Source organism: Halorubrum sp. C191 (genome assembly GCF_002727095.1).
In the GTDB taxonomy this organism is placed as follows: domain Archaea; phylum Halobacteriota; class Halobacteria; order Halobacteriales; family Haloferacaceae; genus Halorubrum; species Halorubrum ezzemoulense.
The window spans coordinates 20,332-37,802 of sequence record NZ_NHNZ01000074.1 but is presented as its reverse complement, the minus strand read 5'-3'; the positions used below and the strand labels follow the sequence as shown (position 1 = coordinate 37,802).

Here is a 17,471-nt window from a genome sequence, read left to right as displayed (position 1 = left end):
GTCTACAGGATGCCCATATTAAATAGTGTCGGGAAGCCCCCCGTTCAGCGGACGAACCGCCCGACGAGCGGCAGCCGTTCGAGCGCGAGCCGGCGCACGGCTCGCCGGGCCTCGTCGGCCTCGGCGCGCGTCACCGACCCGGCGTACGCGGCGCGCTCGTACGCGGCGGCGACGGTCTCGACGCGCTCGTCCGCGCCGAGCGTCCGGACCGCGTCGACGTAGCTCCGCGGCGTCTCCCCCGGGCGCCGCTCGCGGTAGCGCCCGGCCAACAGCCGTTCGAGGTCCCCGAACGCGCGCTCGGCGTCCGCCCTCGGATCGCGCCGCCGCCGCGGGAGCGCCGGACCGATCCGACGGTGAACTCGTCCCGCGAGTCCCGTCCGGCGGACCCCCGCGACGCCGAGCCCCGCGACGAGCAGCCAGTAGAGCGCGGTCTCCGGGTCGGGGAGCGACCCGAGCGGGCCGCCGTCGCTCCCGTCCGCCTCGGATCCCCTCGCCGACCGCGTGGCCGCCGCCGGAATGGTTCCGGTCCGGGTCCCGTCGAGCCGCGCGATGTCGGTGGGACCGACCGCGCCGCCGCCGCTCGCGTTCCCGACCGTCGAGTCGTTCGTCCCCCCGCTCGGCGCGTCGTCGGTCGTCTCCGCGTCGGTCTGGTTCGGTTCGGGGTCCGGCGTCCGGTCCGGGACGGACGCGTCCGTGTCGACGTTCTCCGCCCCGTCGGCGCGCGCCTCCGCGAGCCGGGTCGCCCGCGTCTCGTCGCGCGGCCCGGACGGGGTCGGGTCGAACGCCACCCAGCCGTGGTCCGGCACGTAGATCGACACCCACGCGTGGGCGTTCTGTCCCCGGACGACGTACTCGTCGTCGCCCACCCGCTGGCCCGGGGTGTAGCCGGTCTCGAAGCGCGCCGGGATCCCCTGCGACCGGAGCATCGCCGCCATCGTCGTCGCGAAGTACACGCAGTACCCGGCGTCCATCTCGAAGAGGAACGCGTCCGCCACGTCTCCCTCGGGCTCCTCGACGGTCAGCGTGTACTCGTACTCCGAGCGGAGGTACGCCTCGACCGCGGCCGCCTGCTCGTACGGCGACTCCGCGCCCGCGGCAGCGACGATCTCCTCTGTTCGGTCGCCGACCCGCCCGGGCGTGCTCTCGGGCAGCTGCGTGTACCGCTCCTCGATGGCCGTGGGGTAGTCGTCGCTGGCGTTCCGGAGCGCCGCGGGGTCTGCGTCGAGCACGCGGCTCCGGACGACCGCCCCGTCGCCCGGTTCGAGCGGCTCCGCGAGCCGGAGGCTCCCCCGCTCGTCGACCTCGACCGCGCCGCCGCCCAGAGCCGAGACCGGCTTCCACGGCGCCGGCAGCGCGGTCGACTCGGCCTCCGAGGTGATCCGCGTCTCGACGAGGTCGCTCGCGCCCGGCGGGCCCGACAGCGAGCCGTTGACCGCTGACCGCTCGCCGCTCCGCACCCACCCATCGCCGGTGTAGGTGTCGTACGCGCCGGTGTGCCAGTTCCGCTCAACCGGGCTCTCGATCGTGTACCGCACCTCCGGCGAGAGCCGCGTCGATCCGACGACGTCCAGCTCGTCGTCGCCGCTCAGGCTCGACTCTAACGTCGTCGTCCCGCGGTCGAGCCCCAGCGGGGCCGCCGCCCCCGCCGGGATCACGGTGACGGTCGCGCTCGCGACGACCATCGCGGCGACCACCACGGCGAACGTCCCCGCGTGGCCGCGGCGCCGGCTCGGCGTCGAGAGCGTCGCGAGGCCGACGGCGAGCGCCAGGCCGACGACCCCGGCGACCGCGGCTCCCGTCTCGGCGTCGCCGGTCAACACGAGGAAGCCGAGCGTCCCTCCCGCGACCGACGCGGCCGCGACGTGTCGCCCGCGCCCGACGAAGTAGCCGACGAGGAACGTCGGCACCGGCGCCACCGCGAGCACCCAGACGTCCGCGAGCGCCAGCCGCAACACGGAGAGCCCGGTCGACAGCGCGAGGAGGTCCAAGGTGACGCTCCGCGCCGTGAACAGCGCTCGCCGGCTCTCGGGGATCGCGAGGACGTAGGCGGCGAGCCCCGCGGCGAGGAGGAGGCCGGCCAGCCACAGCGCGGTCCGCTCGCCGACGGCCCGCGCCAGCGCGACGCCGCCGAGGCCGGCGAGCGCGACGACGCCGGCGGTCCGTCCCGTCCCGCCGACGACGTTCGTTATTTGGAAGAACACGGCGAGGTACGCCGCGGTGACGACCGCGACGCCGACGACCGCCGCGTCGGCGAGCCGCCCGTCGCCGTCGGTCGGCTCGCCCGGTGAACGGGGTTCCCGGAGCGACGAACCGCGGCTCACGGCGACGCCACCTCCCCGGGGTCCGCCGCGCTCTCGGCTCGGCGCGGGCCGTGGGCTCCGGTCGGCGTGCCCTCCTCCTCGGCCTCGCGGCGCAGGTCCGCGAAGGAGACCGCCCGGTCGCCCGTGCGGAACCGGGCGCCGTCCGCCCCGGCGACGATCGTCACGTCGGCCTCGTCGTCGGCCACAGCTCCCGGGCCGGTCACCGCCGCCAGCTCCAGCACCTCTCGTCGACCGCGGCCGCCCGGTGCCGCCGAGACGCGACCGCCGGGGAGCCGCACGTCGACCGGGACCCCGTCGTCGAGCAGCGCCAGCGCGAGACTCACCGTCGCCCGGGCGAGCTCGTCGGCCGCGACCGCGCTCGCGGCCCGGTCGGTGTCGCCGTGGTCGATACCGGCAAACACCGGTCGTTCCTTCCCGCTGCCGACGTCTGTCCCGCCCGCGATCGTCACCCGGTTCCGCGCGGTCTCGGCCGCGAACTCCTTGACGACGATCTCGTCTCGCTTGGCGGTCGTCGCCCAGTGGACGTCGCGGACCGCGTCGCCACGGGTGTACTCGCGGAGCCGGTCGAACTCCTCCCGTTGCCGGCTCACGTCGACCGCGTCGGCCGCGTACAGCGCCCGCCGGAACCGCGTCGGCATCGGGTCGCGGGGCGGGTACACCGTCACGGCGTCGGTCTCGTCGACGACCAGTTCGCGCTCGAAGAGGCCGAACACGTCGGTCACAGTGAGGTCGATCGGTCCGAGGGTCCGCTCGCCGCGCTCGCGGTACGTCACGCGGTACGACACCGGCTCAGTGCCGACGGACGCTCGGATCGGCGCCGTCGGCCCGTCGAGCCCCTCGTCTACCCGGACAGACACGTCGGCGAGGAACGACGGGGAGGCGTCGCCGCCCCCGACCGCGTCGGGTCCGAACTCCAGGCGGACCTCCCGCGTCTCCCCGACGAATCCGTCGGCGGGCGCCACGTGGCGGACCGCGGGCACGTCGACCCGCAACACTTGGACGTAGCCGGCCGCGAGCGCGATGGCGACCGGGATCACGATCGCGTCTAAGGCGCGGCCGCCTGCTGCGAACGCGCTGGCGGCTGCGACGAGGCCGACGACGCCGGCGACGCGCCCTCGTCGGGTGAGCGCTGGCGTCATCGGCGCGAGGGGGGCGTCATGGGCGGGTCACTCCACGCGAATCCGGTCGAGCGCGTCGCTGACGACGTCCGCGCCGTCGGTCCCGCCCGACTCGGTCCGGACCCGATGCGAGAGCACCGTCGGCGCCTCGGTCTGAACGTCGTCCGGGATCACGTACCCGCGGCCGTCGAGCGCGGCGCGGGCCTGCGACGCGCGGATCAGCGCGAGGCTCCCGCGCGGGCTCGCCCCGAGCTTCGCGTTCCGCCGGGTGAACACCGCGAGCCGGGCCACGTACTCCCGGACCGCCTCCGAGGCCTCGACCTCGCCGACGACCCGGCGGGCCGCCCGCACGTCCGCGATCGTCGCGACCGGCTCGACCGAGTCGACCGGGTGGTCGCCGGTGAGCCGCCCGAGGATCGCGGCCTCCTCCTCGGTGTCCGGGTAGCCGAGCCGGATCTTCTTCGTGAACCGGTCGACCTCCGCGACCGGAAGCTCGTACGTCTGTCCCGGCTCCACGTCGTTCTGGGTCGCGATCACGCAGAACGGGTCCGGCAGCTCGCGGGTGGTCCCGTCGGTCGTCACCTGGTTCTCCTCCATCGCCTCCAAGAGCGCCGACTGCGTCTTCGGCGGGGCGCGGTTGATCTCGTCGCCCAGCACGACGTTCGCGAACACCGGACCGGGCTGGAAGTCGAACTCGTCAGTGCGGCGGTTGAACACGTTGACGCCGGTGACGTCGGAGGGAAGGAGGTCGGGGGTGAACTGGACGCGCTTGAACGAGCCGTCGATCGAGCGCGCGACCGACTTCGCGAGCGTCGTTTTCCCGACGCCCGGCACGTCCTCCACGAGCAGGTGGCCGCGCGCCAGCACGGTGACGAGGACGTGTTCGACCGCGCCTCGCTTGCCGACGATCACGTCCTCGACCTCCTCGACGATGCGGTCCGCGAGCGTGGCGACGTCCGCGGGGGTCTCCGGTCCGCTCCCCGCGCCGGCCCCGGTCGTCGCTCCCGCGGCCTCGGCGTCGCTCGATTCCGCGTCGGCCGACCCCGCGGGACCCGTCCCGACCGGCCCGGACTCTCCGGGGTCGGTCATGTCCGGCCGACCTCGTCCAGGTCGGGCTCCCGCCCCGAGGCGACCGTGCGAATGCTCCCCGTGGTCATCGATATACACCGGCTAAGGCGAGCAACGGCATATGCGTTCCGCCGCCCCCGATCCGCCGTCGCGGCCGATTTCGGCGTCTCGGCCGTCGATCGCCCGGACGCGCCGTTTCCGCACAGCGCTCCGCGATTCCCTTCGATTCCCCGCGATTACGACTCCCTGACGTTCCGCCCGACGGGCTCGCCGAACGACGCCGCCCCCGTCGCCGGGTCGCGTTCGTAGACGACCTCGCCGCGGACGAGCGTCACCTCGGGGAAGACCCCGCGGAGCCCCTCGAATGGGGTCCACGCGGGGGCGCTGTGGAGCGCGGCGGCCTCGATCTCGCGGGGGTCGGCGATGTCGACGAGGACGAGGTCGGCGTCGCGCCCCGCCGCGACCCGCCCCTTCCGGTCGAGGCCGAATATCTCGGCCGGGTTCGCGGCGACCACGTTCCGGACGCGTTCGAGCGACAGTTCGCCCGTCCGCGCCGACTCCAGGAGCAGGGGGTACAGCGTCTCCACGCCCGGCACGCCGCTCGGCGCGTCGACGAGTCCCCGCCGCTTCTCCTCGACCGTGTGAGGCGCGTGGTCGGTCGCGACCACGTCGACGTCGCCCGCGGCGAGCCGGGCGAACAGTGCCTCGCGGCGCTCTTCCGACCGGAGGGGCGGGTTCATCCGCCCGAACGTGCCGAGCGACCGCGCCCGCTCGCGGGAGAGGTAGAGGTGGTGCGGCGTCACCTCGCAGGTGACCAGTGCGGTGTCGGCGTCGCCCCCGTCCTCGTCGGCTCCCGACCCGCCCTCGCGGGCCTCCGTCACCGCGTCGACCGCCTCTGGCGTCGAGGTGTGCGCGACGTGGAGTTGGGCGTCGCGCTCCGCGGCCGTCGCGAGCGCGCGCTCGACCGCGGCGACCTCGGCGTCGGCCGTCCGATAGGCGGACCACGCGTTGGCGGTCGCGGCCGTGCCGACCCCGCCGAGGTCGCCGTTGAGCGCGCCGTCGTCGAACAGCGTCGCGTCCTCGGCGTGGACCGTGACCGGCACGTCGCGGGCGCTCGCCTCGTCGAGCGCGTCGGCGAACAGGTCGGCGTCGATCCCCATGTCGCCGGTCGAGTCCGCGAGGAACACCTCGCCGAGCGCGAAGAGTCGCCGATCGAACAGCTCCTCGGGGTCCCAGTCGGGGGTCACGCCGCCGTTGATCCCGTAGTCGACGAGCGAGTCGGCCGCGAGCGCGGCCTTCTCGTCGAACGCCGCGCCGTCGACCGTCGGGGGCGAGGTGTTCGGCTGGTCGACGACGGTCGTGACCCCGCCGGCGGCCGCGCTCTCGGACCCGGAGGTCCACGTCTCCTTGTGCCCCCCGCCGGGCTCCCGGAAGTGGACGTGGACATCGACAGCGCCCGGCAGGAGGTGCCTCCCGCGGGCTTCGAGGACGCGCTCGCCGCCGTCGGCGCCGAGCCCCTCGGCGACCGCGTCGATCCGTCCGTCGTCGCCGATACGCACGTCTCGCACCCGGCCGTCGGCCAGCGTCGCGCCCGTGATGAGCATCGTTGTCGGCCGGTCGCGGCGAGCGGGATAAACGCTGGTGGTTCCGGGCGGCCGCCGGCCGACCGCGACGGCGACGCCTCGCAGGTCACCACAAGAGGTTTGCCGCCCGCGGCGGCTCGTCTCGCGCATGGTCTCGCCCGTCCCCGCTCCGTCGGTTCCGCTCTCCCTCGCTCCCGCGGTCGTCGATTCGGTCGTCGGCTGGCTGTGGACGCTCGCGCTGCTGGGCTTCCCCGGGCTCGTCGCCGCGGGACTGTGCGCGCCGTTCCTCGCGGCGTCGCGCCTCCGGGCGCTGTTCGAGGCGCTTCCCCCGGCGGGGCGGGTCCTCCCCTCGTACCTTGCGGTCGCGGTCGGGCTCTCCGTCCCGTACCTCGTCGGGGTCGGCCTCACGGTGGCGCGCGCCGGCGAGGCGGGGCCCGCGTGGAGTTCGGGGTTCCTCTCAACGGCGCTTCTCGGCGGCGTCCTCGTCGGCCTCGTCGCCCCCGCGGCCGCGGTCGCCGGGCTGCCGCGGTTCGGGGTCGACTGGGACCCGACGGGATACGGCGTCGGGACGTGGCTCCTCCTCGGCGCCGCCGGCCTCTGGTACGCGGTCGTCGCCGCCGTGCCGCTCGCCGCGCTCGCCGTCGGGATGGCGTTACCGGGCGGGTACTGACGGCGACGCGCGAACCGGGCGCCCCGACTCCGCGGGACCTCCCGATTCCATAACACTTTGTTGCCTCGCGTCGAGACTCCACCGCGCATGCTCCCCGCACCATTCCGGCTGTTCTTCGTTGCCGTCCCCCTCCTCGTTAGCGCCGGCGCGCTGGCGATGGCGGCGTTCCCGCGAAAGATGACGAGCTGGCAGACCCGCTCGCCAGACGGATCGACGGGGCGGATCGAACCGAGCGACACGCGGATCCTGATGATGCGCGTGATGGGCGTCGTCGTCGCCGCGCTCGCCCTCCTGATGGCGTTCGGTACGTTCTCGTTCACCCCCTGAGGCCCGCGGTTCCGCGCCCCGGCCCGAATCCTTGTCACGCGGTGACGACGCTCCGATACGGTTTTGGGTCGCCCCGCGGAACTCCCGACAAATGCTGTCTCGACAGTTCGTCCGGGAGAACCCCGAGGTCGTCCGCGAGGCGCTCGACAACAAGGGCGTCGACGTCGACCTCGACCGGATACTCGACGTCGACGAGGAGTGGCGGAAGCTGAAACAGCGCGGCGACGACCTGCGCCACGAGCGCAACGAGGTCTCCTCGACGATCGGCGAGCTGAAAGCCGCCGGCGAGGAGGAGGCGGCCCAGGAGGCGATCGAGCGCTCCCAGGAGCTCAAGTCGGAGCTCCAGGAGGTCGAGGCGCGCGCCGACGAACTGGAGCGCGAACTGGAGGCGTCGCTGCTCGAACTGCCCCAGATCCCCCAAGACTCCGTGCCGGTCGGCGCGGACGAGTCGGAGAACGTCGAGGTGCGCCGCGAGGGGTTCGACGACCACCGCGAGGTCCCCGCCGACGTGGAGCCGCACTACGACCTCGGTGAGGACCTCGAGATCCTCGACTTCGAGCGCGGCGCGAAGGTCGCCGGCGGCGGGTTCTACGTCGCGAAGGGCGACGGCGCGCGCCTCGAACACGCCCTGATCCAGTTCATGCTCGACGTCCACCGCGAGCAGGGGTACGAGGACGTGTTCCCGCCGATCCCCGTCAACTCCGAGTCGATGCGCGGCACCGGGCAACTCCCGAAGTTCACCGAGGACGCCTACCGCGTCGAAGGGTCGAACGAGGACGACTACGACGACGACGACCTCTGGCTGCTCCCGACCGCGGAGGTGCCGGTCACGAACCTCCACCGCGACGAGATCCTCCTCGGCGAGGACCTCCCGCTGAAGTACCAGGCGTACACGCCCAACTTCCGACAGGAGGCGGGCGAACACGGCACCGAGACGCGCGGTATCGTCCGCGTCCACCAGTTCAACAAGGTGGAGATGGTGAACTTCGTCCGGCCCGAGGAGAGCGACGAGCGCTTCGAGGGGCTCGTCGACGAGGCCGAGGAGGTGCTCCGCCGCCTCGAACTGCCGTACCGTATCTTGGAGATGTGTACCGGTGACCTCGGGTTCACGCAGGCGAAAAAGTACGACGTTGAGGTGTGGGCACCCGCGGACGACATGGACGAGGGCCCGGAGCAGGGAGGCCGCTGGCTGGAGGTCTCCTCGGTCTCCAACTTCGAGGATTTTCAGGCGCGCCGCGCCGGGATCCAGTACCGCGAGGAGCACCACGAGTCGGCGGAGTACCTCCACACCCTGAACGGCTCGGGGCTCGCGGTCCCGCGGATTGTCGTCGCGATCCTAGAGTACTACCAGAACGACGACGGCACCGTCACCGTCCCGGAGGCGCTCCGCCCGTACATGGGCGGCACCGAGGTCATCGACGGTCACGACGCGGTCGGCGAGTCGAAGCTGGGCGGGGAGTAGCCGGCGCCGTCCCCTCGGTCGCGGCCGCTACTTGTTCTCTAGGGCGTCGAGGATACACGCGGCGGCGATCACCGCCTCCTTCGGCACGCCGCTCGCGTCGTCGATGGTGACCGTGTAGGCGTCGCGCATCGAGAACTGCCCCGCGATGTCGCCGACGTGGCCGCCGTCGGCGTCGAATATCTCGTACTTGTTCGGGATCAGGTTCGCGGGGCCGACGAGGTGCCGGAGCGCGGACAGCACCTTGTTTTTCGACCGGATCGTCGCCAGCGCCTCGCCGGTGTCGGGGTCGCGAATCGTCCAGTTCTCGACGAGAAGCGAGAGGTCCTCGTCCAAGACGACGACCTCCTCGCCGGTGCCCGCGTCGGTGATCGCGTAGTTGCCCGCGACGTCCATGATGCCGCCGGCCTTCACCGAGAAGGCGTCCTCGCCGTCGGCCGTGACGAACGGGAACTCCTCTTTCAGCTTGAACATCTTCTGTTTCCCGCGCAGGACGACATCGCCGGCGCTGTCGGTGACGGCGTACTTGTTGCGGACCAGCGACTGCGTGACCTCGTATCGGTCGTCGCTGAGGTCCACCGTTGAGATGTCGTACGCGCTCGACTCGGCGGGGAACGTGGAGGGGTCGACCATGGGTGTCGACGCGCGTCACCGCCGGAAAAAGCTTCCTGCTCTCTCCGCGGCGCCCGCGGCCGGTCGGTAGCTCAAGCGATCGTCGTAGCCTCCGAGACCCCTTTTGAAACGGCGCACCGTCGTGACGGTAATGTCTCGACTCGCCCTCGTCGCGGTCGCGTGTCTCGTCGTCCTCGCCGGCTGCCTGTCGGGCGGCGCTCCGGGCTGCCCCGCGATAGGACCGGACGGCGAACGGGTCGACGATCCGGTGTGTCCCGACCAGCGGACGGGCGGGCTCTCGCTGTCCCTCGATCGGGACGGGGAGACCGTCCGCGTCGTCGCCACGAACGTGGGCGACGAGCCGGTCCCGATCAATCCGGACCGGTGGGTCGTCTTCCGGAACGCCGCCGACTCGGGGGCCCCCGAGTGGCGGGCGGCGGCGAACGCGCCGGCGGGAACGTACAACCTGACCGTGATCGAACTGGCCCCCGACGAGACGCGGACGTGGGCGCTCCGCTACGACCCGACCGCGTCGGACGCGTCCGACCGGCGCGACGCGGTGCTCGACCGGCCGGGCGAGTACGTCTTCTCGCTCGGGTCGAACAACAGGACCTACGTGATCCCCTTCGAGATCGAGGCGTGAACGGCGGCGCGCGCCGCTCAGACCGCCTCTTCGCTCTCCCGCTGTCGGTGGTGACGCCGGAGGACGCCGACCTTGTTCGCGACCGCGGCCGCCAGGTCCCGGAACGCCGCCGCGGCCTCGCCGTCGCCGTCGGAGACGATCGGCTCACCGTCGTCGCCTCCCGCGCGGACGGCCGGGTCCAGCGGCAGCGATTTGAGGTACGGGACGTCGACCGACTCGGCGAGCGTCCGCCCCCCGTCCTCGCCGAATATCTCGTGTCTGTCCCCGCAGCTCGGGCAGACGAACCCGCTCATGTTCTCGACGACGCCCAACACGTTCGTCCGGTACTCCCCGAACATCTGAACGCCTCGACGGGTGTCGCCCACGGCGACGGACTGCGGCGTCGTGACGACGACTGTCCCCGTCACGGGGAGGTTCTGAAGCACCGTCAACTGGACGTCGCCCGTCCCCGGCGGCAGGTCCACCACGAGGTAGTCGAGCTGCCCCCACGACACGTCCTCGAAGAGGTCGGTGAGCGTGTTCTGCGCGACCGGTCCGAGCTGACCGACCGGCAGCGCGAAGCGGCGCGCACCGCGCACTTCGCCGGGTTCTTCGAGTGGCCCCGCGAGCACACCGGAGAGGAGGTGGCGTCGATGATGGACATCTCGCAGACGACGTTCACGCAGCACCTCCGCGCGGCCGAAAACAAGCTGTTCGCCGCGCTGTTCGACGACACTGTGACGGTGTCGTGAACGGCCCGCGGAGCGGTGACCGGTCGGCCACGGGGCGGTGATCGGTCGGCCGCGAGACGGTCGGCTGCGGTATCCCTCAACTCCGGTGCCGGTCGGCTACGGCGTCAGTCGGTCGACCGAGACCCACTCCACGTCGGCGGCGCGGACCCAGTCCGCCGCGCGCGCGCCGCGTCCGCCGCCGCCGACCGACGTCACCGCGAACACCATCTCCTTGCGGACGCCGCCGGCGAGCCGCACGTCGAGCGAGAGCTCGCGCGGCGAGAACCGGTGGTCGGCCTCGACGACGCGCACCAGGTGTTCGGAGTGGGGCAGGTCCTCGACCGTCTCCACGTCGAGGTACGTCCGGAAGTCGGCGCCGAACTTGAAGCCGGTCTTCGGCACCGCGTCGGCACCGCGGAGGCGCTCGTACACCGCGAGCCGGCGGTCGAAGCGGTCCCCCTCCACCTCGCGGCCGCGGGCAACGATCCGGGCGGCGTCGTCGCCGGCAACACCCCCCTCGTCTCCGACCGACGTGGACAGCGCCAGCCGGCCGTCCGCGACCAGCGACGCGGCCTCGACGAGAGAGAGCTGGAGCGCGCCCTCGACGTCTGCGGCCCGTCCGGTGAGCGGGCGGCCGTAGAAGCCGCGCTCGTACAACCCCTCGGGGGCGTCCCAGACGACGACGCGGTCGGCGAGGAGGACGCCGCTCAGGTCGGCGGGGGGCTCGTAGTCGGTCGCGCCGTCGACCGCGCCGCCCTCGGCCGCGAAGTAGGTGATGTCGGACTCCTCGTCGACGACCGCGAGGGTGCGGCCCGCGAGCCCCGCGGCCGCGACGGACTCCCGCTCGCCGACGACCCGAATGGGGTACTTGACCTTGCCCGTGTCGGGCGTCTCGCCGCGCTCGTAGGCGACGAAGTCGACCGCGTCTCCCGGCGCGTCGCTCCCCCCGGGCCACGGCTCGCGGGCGGGCGAGAGGTAGAAGCCGCGGTCGCGGAGGTCGGAGTAGACGAGGAACCGCACCGCGAAGCGGTCGGCGGCGGCCGCGCTCGCGACGAAGAAGCGCTCGAAGCCGACGGGGTCGCCGCCCGACACGCCCGCCGCGTCGCCCCCGAGTTCGATCCCGGAGAGGTCGCCGCGGAACAGGAGGTGGGCGGCCTCGACCCGCGAGAGCGCGATCTCGTTGCCGTCGAGCGGCCGCCCGTACCCCCGGGCGTCGTAGAAGCGCTGGCGGGCGTCCCCGCCCACGCGGACCGCGTCGCTCCGCAGGTGTCCCGTCGGTTGCATACCCGTCACGGCGGCCGGGCGAGGGAAGGGGGTTGCGGTCGGCGGTCGGGGCCGGTCACTCGTCTTGGATGAACTCGCCCGAGCAGTCGTACTCGATCAGCTCGAACCCGTTCGCGGCCACCACGCTCCCGTTGTAGGGGTCGGTCCGCTCGTACTGCTGGTGGATCGTGACGTTTTCCACGGCCGTCTCGCGGGTCCGGTTCCAGTCCTCACAGAGGTAGTTCGCGAGGTACAACCGGTGGTTCTCGTTGTCCGTCGACGCGACGTTGCCGAGGTACTTCCGCCAGCGCGCGCTCCGGTAGGTGGCCTCCGCGCGCGTCGGCCGGTCGAACTCCACGGGCGAGTCGCGCAACACGTCTCGCTCGGCGTCGGTCGGGGTATCGACGCGTCGAGCGAGGCGAGCGACTCTCCGACGGACTCGAGGCGCGCGCGCCACCGTTCGAGGGCCGCCGGCGGGCCGAACCGATCCACGGCGCGCTCCGCGGCGTCCCAGACCGGGGTCTGGAAGAACGGCACGAAGCCGACGACGACGACGATGGGGAAGAGGCCGATCGGCATCGTGACCGCCATGCCGAGGTGCATCCCGACGAACAGCGAGGCGATCGCGGCGCGCGGGATCCCCGTGAGCAGGATCAGCAGCGGGGAGGCGAACAGGAGCGCGATCCACAGGACCGTGAGACCGCGGAGCAGGCCGGTGAACTCGGCGAGGTGGTTCCCCAGCAGGTAGGTGAAGTGGTCCGCCTGCATGATGTACGCGACCGCCTCGCCGTCCATCCAGAGGTCGCTCCCGCGCTTGTGGATGCCGTTCGTCACGTACATCAACAGCACCTGTATCAGGACCGCCATCGTGGCGACGGTCGCCACGGCGGACCCGGACGGCCCGGCTGTCGCGGACTCATCGCCGTCGTCCGCCCCGGGATCTCTCTCGGAGCCGCCCGCGCCAGCGGCGGCGTCCGCGTCGGTCCCCGCGCCTGCCCGCCTGAGGGCGTCGACCGACCAGCGGGCGCCGAGCGGGAGGAAGACGCTCCAGAAGAGCAGCATGCGGAGCAGGCTGTCGCCCGAGTTCAACACCATCGGGTTCCGGGCGTGGAGCGAGAGCAGCAGCAGCCACGAGGCGAGCGCCGCGAGCCGCGTCCGATAGCCGGCGAGCAGCGCGAGGGCGAACGCGCCCGCGAGCGCGAACAGCAGGGCCACGGCCTACGGCTCACCGACGAGCGCGTGGACGGAGTACACCTCCCCGTAGTCGGCGAACAGCGCGCTCCGCGGGAGCACGCCGTCGTCCGTGTAGAAGGCGGACAGCGAGCGCGACCGCCGGATCAGGTCGGCGATCACCAGCGCATCGAGGCCGATCCGGAAGGCGGCGAGCGCGCGCAGGTCCACCGAACACCGCGCGGCGAGCGCCGCCGAAAGCCGTCGCACGACGGTCCGGAACCGCGATCGGGCGGTCGCGACGGAGGAACTTCGAGCCATGATGTCGGACTCCAACTTGTTGGAGAGGCCGAGGGACCTGTATAAGTTTTCCGTGCGCGGGACGGACCGCGTCCGCCTCGGCGCCCGCCGGGGTACCCGGCAACCGGTATCCCCCTTCTGCGCTCGCCGCAATCTTCCGCTCCGCCGCCACCGCAACCCCGGCTCCGGGTCCACCGCAATCCTGAACTGCGGCGGCGACGTAGGCTCGCGAGTGATGGACGGGGATATCCCCGACGATGAGGCCGTCATCCTCTTCGACGGCGTCTGTAACCTCTGTAGCGGGTTCGTACAGTTCGTCGTCCCCCGCGACGCGGAGGGGAAGTACCGCTTCGCCTCGCTCCAGTCCGACGTGGGACAGGCGCTGCTGGCCGAACACGACCTTGCGAGCGACGACCTCGACTCGGTCGTCCTGATCGAGGACGGCGAGAGCTACGTGAAGTCGTCGGCGATCATCGAGATCGCGTCGGGGCTCGGCGGCCGCTACCGGCTGCTCTCGCCGTTCCGCTACGTCCCGAAGTCGGTCCGCGACCGAGTCTACGACTTCGTCGCCGACAACCGATACCGGTGGTTCGGGAAGAAGGACCGGTGTATGATGCCCACCGGCGACGTGGAGTCGCGGTTCATCGAGTGAGCGAGGCGTTACCCCCGGCTCGCTCACTTCGCGTCGCGCCGATCACTCCGCGTCGCGCCGCTCGTAGGTGACGAACGCGAGGTCGTCGTCGGTCTCGCGGGCGCGCTCGACCCACGTCTCCCGGTCCCAGTCCGGAAACCGCGTGTCGCCGTCGGGGCGCTCGGGGATCTCGGTGATCTCCATCCGGTCGGCGCGGTCGAGGTACGCCTCGTACACCGTCGCGCCGCCGATGACGTACACGTCGTCGACGCCGCGGTCGGCGGCGTCCGCTCTCGCCCGCGCGAGCGCCGACTCGACGTCGTGCGCGACGACCGCGCCGTCGGGGAAGTCGCCGTCGTCGACGGGGCGGGTCGTCAACACGACGCTCGTCCGCTCGGGGAGCGGGCCGCCGACGCGCTCGGCGATGCGTTCGTACGTCTTCCGACCGACGATCACCGGGTGGCCGGTCGTGAGGCGCTTGAACCGTGCCAGGTCCGATGGGTAGTGCCACGGCATCGCGTCGCCGTCGCCGATCACGCGGTTCTCGGCGACGGCGGCGACGAGGACGAGGTCCGGGTTCGAATCCATGCCCGCCATCACTCCGCGACCGCGAACGAGATGCCGTCCGCGGAGTCGTAGTCGACGACCTCGACGTCCTCGTAGGTCAGCTCGTCCAGCGGCTTGTCCGCGATCTCGATCCGCGGGCGGTCGCGGGGCGTCCGCGACAGCTGTTCGAGCAGGCCGGGCACGTGGTCGTACCCCTCCTGCCCGTTCGGCTCGTCGGGGGCGGTGCGCTCGACCCAGCTTTTCACGTCGAGGTAGTCCTCCTTGCTCTCGACGTTCGCGAGCCGCTCCTGGACGTAGCGGAGATTGTTCGCGTACCACTTCCCGCGCTCGCCGCGGCCGCAGTAGACGTGCGCGTCGACGACCGTGTGGCCGAACTCCCCGACCTCGAAGCCGGTCCGCTGCGCGAGCGCGTTCGCAAGCAGCGCGTACGCCGCGATGTTGAACGGGACGCCGAGCGCGATGTCGCCCGACCGCTGCGTCAGGTGGAGGTTGAGCCGGCCGTCTTGGACGTTCACCACGAAGGTGTAGTGGCAGGGCGGTAGCGTCGAGACGGCGGCGTTCGCCGGGTGCCACGCGTTCACGACCATCCGGCGGGAGTGGGGGTTCTCTTCGAGCGTGTCGAGGACGTACTGAATCTGGTCGAACGTGCGCCGCCGCGTCCCGTCGTCGTCCTCCTCCACGGTGACCCAGCGGTCCGCGTCGTCGGGCCACGTCTCGCCGGGGAGTTCGGCCGCCGCCTCCGGGACGGGGTACCGCCGCCAGAACCGACCGTATGCGGTGTCGAGCTTCCCCTCCTCGTCGGCCCACGCGTCCCAGATCTTCGTCTCCTCGCGGAGGTTCCGGATGTGCTCCTCACCGGAGAGGTACCACAGCACCTCGTGGATGAGCGAGTTCCACCGGTAGCCGTCCATCTTCTTCGTCGTCAGGAGGGGGAACCCCTCCGCGAGGTCGACGGTGTACTGCCCGCTGAACGTCGCGATGGTGTCGACGCCGGTCCGGTTCGGCTTGTACGTGCCCGTCGAGAGCGCGTCGTCGACGAGATCGAGGTACTGTTGCATGGTGGGGTGGACGCGCCGGGACGGCCGTCGCCGGCGCGGGCTGATATCGGATGAAACGGGGCGGGGAACCTAATAACGTTGATCGAACCCGCCGCAGTCACCGGTACCGCTCGGGGACGTACGGGTCCAACACCGCCGGCAGCAGCGGGAAGAACACTGCGGCGGCGTCCGCGAGACGCCGGCGAAGGACCGCGTACACGGCGGCGACGATCACCGTGGCGACGACGAGCCGTCGGAGCGGCCCGTCGAGCAGGAGGTACAGCGGCACCGACATTGCGACGGAGAGCGCGAGGTCCTCCACCGCGCCGTCGTAGCGGACGCCGCGGCGCGGCGGGATCCACCGATCCCGGTGGTGGTCGTACACCGCCTTGTCGGAGTTCCCCTCCCACGGGCGGAGCTCCAGCCCGCCGCCGTACATGTCGGTGACGCTGTGGAACGCCGCCCCGAGGAGGAAGAACGCGGCGCCGACGGTGACGGGTGACGGCGCCAGCGCCGCCGCGAGCAGCGCCGGCACCGCGATCACCGGGTAGTACACCGGGTAGTGGAGCGTCCGCCGGTGACCGACGTACATGTCCAGATCCGGCGTGAGGCCGCCGAGAAAGCCGGCGACGAACCCGATCGGCGCCAGCTCCGGCGCCACGAGCGCCAGCGGGGTCGCGAGCAGCATCCCCGCCAGCACGTGGGTCGGGAGCATCATTGTGATCGTACTCAGGCGACAGAAATATATGAGTATGTCGCCCGGCCGTTTCCGTCGCCCGACCGTCTCGATCGCTCGACCGCGGCGCCGACCGTCGCGCTTCGCGCGGACGGTTTATATACGGGCGGTCAAACCGGGACGTATGCTCATGACGCCGGGGCCGACCGCGGTCCCAGAGCCCGTGCGCGACGCGATGTCCCGCGAGCTGATACACCCCGACGTAGACCCGCGGTTCCGGGAGATATACGACCGGCTCACCGACCGGCTCGCGAGGGTCTACGGCGTCGACACCGACGCATCCGGAGGGGACGCCCGCGATGTCGTCGCCCTCGGCGGCGAGGGGATCCTCGGGCTGGAGGCGGCGGTCGCGTCGCTCGTCGAGCCCGGCACAGAGGTGCTGTGTCTGTCGAACGGGCTCTACGGCGAGGGGTTCGCCGACTTCGTGGAGTCGTACGGAGGGACCCCGACCCTGGTCGCCGCCGACCACGACGAGCCGCTCCCGGTCGACGCGCTCGACGAGGCGCTGGCGGGGGACGAGGCCGACTTCGACATCGCGACGATGGTCCACTGCGAGACGCCGACCGGCGCGCTCAACGACGTTACGGCGGCGCTCGACCGGATCGAGGCCGCAGACGCGGAGGTCCTCACGGTCGTCGACGCCGTCTCGTCGCTCGGCGGCGTCTCGGTCCCGACGGACCGGATCGACGTGTGCCTCGGGGCCTCACAGAAGTGCTTCAGCGCGCCGCCCGGGCTCGCGACCGCCGCGGTGAGCGAGCGCGCGTGGGCCGCGATGGAGGAGCGGGACCCGCACTCGCTGTACGCGAACTTCCTCCCGTTCCGCGACGTGAGCGACGGGTTCCCGTACACGCACCTGACGACCGAGGTCGTCGCGCTCGACGCGGCGCTCGGGCTGCTGCTGGACGAGGGCCTCGACGCGGTCCGAGAGCGACACGAGGCGGCCGCGGCCCGGTGCCGCGAGCGCGGCGCGGAGCTGGGACTGGAGCCGGTTCCCGACCCGGAGCGCAGTTCGCCGACGGTGACCGCCTTCGAGGTCCCCGGTCGGGCCGAGGCGCTTCAGGAGCGGCTGCGCGAGGAGCACGACGTGATTCTCGCGACCGGACTGGGCGAAGACGCCGGAGACGTACTCCGCGTCGGCCACATGGGTCACAACGCGCGAGTCGAGCGCGTCGACGAGACGATGGACGCGCTGGCGGCGGTGTTATGAACGGGGGGTGAGACGGGCTCGCAAACCGCCGATATCTTCATCTCAGACG

Annotated in this window: 16 protein-coding genes and 2 pseudogenes; 7 read left to right on the top strand and 11 right to left on the bottom strand. The window is 72.1% G+C overall.

Features of this window, described 5'->3' with window-relative positions:
• Positions 1 to 44: 44 nt before the first annotated feature.
• The 4 genes from Z052_RS06295 to Z052_RS06280 all read right to left on the bottom strand — a co-directional run bounded on the left by Z052_RS06295 (position 45) and on the right by Z052_RS06280 (position 6,111).
• The gene (locus Z052_RS06295; protein ID WP_094519838.1) at positions 45 to 2,321 is read right to left on the bottom strand and encodes a transglutaminase domain-containing protein; all 2,277 of its coding nucleotides are present in this window, start codon (positions 2,319 to 2,321) and stop codon (positions 45 to 47) included.
• Positions 2,318 to 3,460 carry a DUF58 domain-containing protein gene (locus Z052_RS06290; protein ID WP_094519839.1) on the bottom strand — a complete coding sequence of 381 codons (1,143 nt, stop codon included), beginning with the start codon at positions 3,458 to 3,460 and terminating at the stop codon, positions 2,318 to 2,320. Before Z052_RS06290 ends, Z052_RS06295 begins: the two co-directional genes overlap by 4 nt.
• A 27-nt stretch (positions 3,461 to 3,487) precedes the next feature.
• The gene (locus tag Z052_RS06285) at positions 3,488 to 4,528 is read right to left on the bottom strand and encodes a MoxR family ATPase (protein ID WP_086215419.1); all 1,041 of its coding nucleotides are present in this window, start codon (positions 4,526 to 4,528) and stop codon (positions 3,488 to 3,490) included.
• Between the two features lie 215 nt (positions 4,529 to 4,743).
• Positions 4,744 to 6,111, bottom strand: a complete 1,368-nt coding sequence (locus tag Z052_RS06280) for a dihydroorotase (RefSeq protein ID WP_086220436.1) — start codon at positions 6,109 to 6,111, stop codon at positions 4,744 to 4,746.
• A gap of 127 nt (positions 6,112 to 6,238) precedes the next feature.
• Here Z052_RS06280 and Z052_RS06275 point away from each other — a divergent pair, with 127 nt between their 5' ends.
• The 3 genes from Z052_RS06275 (at position 6,239) to serS (ending at position 8,549) form a co-directional block, all read left to right on the top strand.
• Entirely contained in the window at positions 6,239 to 6,760 is a 522-nt protein-coding gene (locus Z052_RS06275) for a hypothetical protein (RefSeq protein WP_094519840.1), read from the top strand.
• A gap of 87 nt (positions 6,761 to 6,847) precedes the next feature.
• Positions 6,848 to 7,087 (top strand): hypothetical protein, encoded by a 240-nt coding sequence (locus Z052_RS06270; protein WP_094519841.1) that lies wholly within the window; start codon positions 6,848 to 6,850, stop codon positions 7,085 to 7,087.
• 91 nt (positions 7,088 to 7,178) lie between these two features.
• The gene (serS, locus tag Z052_RS06265) at positions 7,179 to 8,549 is read left to right on the top strand and encodes a serine--tRNA ligase (protein WP_089308137.1); all 1,371 of its coding nucleotides are present in this window, start codon (positions 7,179 to 7,181) and stop codon (positions 8,547 to 8,549) included.
• A 27-nt stretch (positions 8,550 to 8,576) separates the two neighbouring features.
• On the opposite strand, the gene Z052_RS06260 is transcribed toward serS, so the two are convergent.
• Entirely contained in the window at positions 8,577 to 9,179 is a 603-nt protein-coding gene (locus tag Z052_RS06260) for a hypothetical protein (RefSeq protein ID WP_086215414.1), read from the bottom strand.
• 130 nt (positions 9,180 to 9,309) lie between these two features.
• Here Z052_RS06260 and Z052_RS06255 point away from each other — a divergent pair, with 130 nt between their 5' ends.
• On the top strand, positions 9,310 to 9,801 hold the full coding sequence (locus tag Z052_RS06255) for a hypothetical protein (protein WP_086215413.1): 492 nt from the start codon (positions 9,310 to 9,312) through the stop codon (positions 9,799 to 9,801).
• A 17-nt stretch (positions 9,802 to 9,818) separates the two neighbouring features.
• Here the strand turns inward: Z052_RS06255 and Z052_RS06250 are convergent.
• A pseudogene (locus tag Z052_RS06250) lies at positions 9,819 to 10,352 on the bottom strand (P-loop NTPase); the annotation flags it as partial.
• On the opposite strand from Z052_RS06250, the gene Z052_RS21375 reads away from it, so the two are divergent.
• Positions 10,233 to 10,532: a helix-turn-helix domain-containing protein gene (locus Z052_RS21375; RefSeq protein ID WP_394296313.1), complete on the top strand. Its 300-nt coding sequence runs from the start codon at positions 10,233 to 10,235 to the stop codon at positions 10,530 to 10,532. The pseudogene Z052_RS06250 and the gene Z052_RS21375 sit on opposite strands and share 120 nt — an antisense overlap.
• A 96-nt stretch (positions 10,533 to 10,628) precedes the next feature.
• On the opposite strand, the gene endA is transcribed toward Z052_RS21375, so the two are convergent.
• Together endA and Z052_RS06235 are read right to left on the bottom strand one after the other, a co-directional pair.
• A complete protein-coding gene (gene endA, locus Z052_RS06240) occupies positions 10,629 to 11,795 on the bottom strand; it encodes a tRNA-intron lyase (RefSeq protein ID WP_094519842.1) in 1,167 nt (388 codons plus the stop codon).
• Positions 11,796 to 11,850: 55 nt separating this feature from the next.
• Positions 11,851 to 13,265: pseudogene (locus tag Z052_RS06235) on the bottom strand (HTTM domain-containing protein).
• 214 nt (positions 13,266 to 13,479) lie between these two features.
• Here Z052_RS06235 and Z052_RS06230 point away from each other — a divergent pair.
• Positions 13,480 to 13,896, top strand: a complete 417-nt coding sequence (locus Z052_RS06230) for a thiol-disulfide oxidoreductase DCC family protein (RefSeq protein WP_086215411.1) — start codon at positions 13,480 to 13,482, stop codon at positions 13,894 to 13,896.
• Positions 13,897 to 13,938: 42 nt separating this feature from the next.
• Here Z052_RS06230 and Z052_RS06225 read toward each other — a convergent pair whose 3' ends face one another.
• From Z052_RS06225 to Z052_RS06215, 3 genes are all read right to left on the bottom strand, one after another.
• Positions 13,939 to 14,472, bottom strand: a complete 534-nt coding sequence (locus tag Z052_RS06225; RefSeq protein WP_086220069.1) for a dihydrofolate reductase — start codon at positions 14,470 to 14,472, stop codon at positions 13,939 to 13,941.
• On the bottom strand, positions 14,472 to 15,500 hold the full coding sequence (gene thyA, locus Z052_RS06220; protein WP_049931586.1) for a thymidylate synthase: 1,029 nt from the start codon (positions 15,498 to 15,500) through the stop codon (positions 14,472 to 14,474). The genes Z052_RS06225 and thyA overlap by 1 nt, the downstream gene beginning before the upstream one ends.
• Positions 15,501 to 15,597: 97 nt before the next feature.
• The gene (locus tag Z052_RS06215; protein ID WP_176450665.1) at positions 15,598 to 16,194 is read right to left on the bottom strand and encodes a metal-dependent hydrolase; all 597 of its coding nucleotides are present in this window, start codon (positions 16,192 to 16,194) and stop codon (positions 15,598 to 15,600) included.
• A 145-nt stretch (positions 16,195 to 16,339) separates the two neighbouring features.
• On the opposite strand from Z052_RS06215, the gene Z052_RS06210 reads away from it, so the two are divergent.
• A complete protein-coding gene (locus Z052_RS06210) occupies positions 16,340 to 17,422 on the top strand; it encodes an alanine--glyoxylate aminotransferase family protein (protein ID WP_094519843.1) in 1,083 nt (360 codons plus the stop codon).
• Positions 17,423 to 17,471 lie beyond the last annotated feature (49 nt).

Bases quoted from the DNA above. Each gene is read 5' to 3' on its own strand.
- Z052_RS06210 (WP_094519843.1), top strand. From the start codon at position 16,340: ATGCTCATGACGCCGGGGCCGACCGCGGTCCCAGAGCCCGTGCGCGAC.
- Z052_RS06255 (WP_086215413.1), top strand. From the start codon at position 9,310: ATGTCTCGACTCGCCCTCGTCGCGGTCGCGTGTCTCGTCGTCCTCGCC.
- Z052_RS06290 (WP_094519839.1), bottom strand. From the start codon at position 3,460: ATGACGCCAGCGCTCACCCGACGAGGGCGCGTCGCCGGCGTCGTCGGC.
- Z052_RS06275 (WP_094519840.1), top strand. From the start codon at position 6,239: ATGGTCTCGCCCGTCCCCGCTCCGTCGGTTCCGCTCTCCCTCGCTCCC.
- Z052_RS06285 (WP_086215419.1), bottom strand. From the start codon at position 4,528: ATGACCGACCCCGGAGAGTCCGGGCCGGTCGGGACGGGTCCCGCGGGG.
- Z052_RS06230 (WP_086215411.1), top strand. From the start codon at position 13,480: ATGGACGGGGATATCCCCGACGATGAGGCCGTCATCCTCTTCGACGGC.
- thyA (WP_049931586.1), bottom strand. From the start codon at position 15,500: ATGCAACAGTACCTCGATCTCGTCGACGACGCGCTCTCGACGGGCACG.
- Z052_RS06225 (WP_086220069.1), bottom strand. From the start codon at position 14,472: ATGGCGGGCATGGATTCGAACCCGGACCTCGTCCTCGTCGCCGCCGTC.
- serS (WP_089308137.1), top strand. From the start codon at position 7,179: ATGCTGTCTCGACAGTTCGTCCGGGAGAACCCCGAGGTCGTCCGCGAG.
- Z052_RS06215 (WP_176450665.1), bottom strand. From the start codon at position 16,194: ATGCTCCCGACCCACGTGCTGGCGGGGATGCTGCTCGCGACCCCGCTG.
- Z052_RS06280 (WP_086220436.1), bottom strand. From the start codon at position 6,111: ATGCTCATCACGGGCGCGACGCTGGCCGACGGCCGGGTGCGAGACGTG.
- Z052_RS06270 (WP_094519841.1), top strand. From the start codon at position 6,848: ATGCTCCCCGCACCATTCCGGCTGTTCTTCGTTGCCGTCCCCCTCCTC.
- Z052_RS06260 (WP_086215414.1), bottom strand. From the start codon at position 9,179: ATGGTCGACCCCTCCACGTTCCCCGCCGAGTCGAGCGCGTACGACATC.
- endA (WP_094519842.1), bottom strand. From the start codon at position 11,795: ATGCAACCGACGGGACACCTGCGGAGCGACGCGGTCCGCGTGGGCGGG.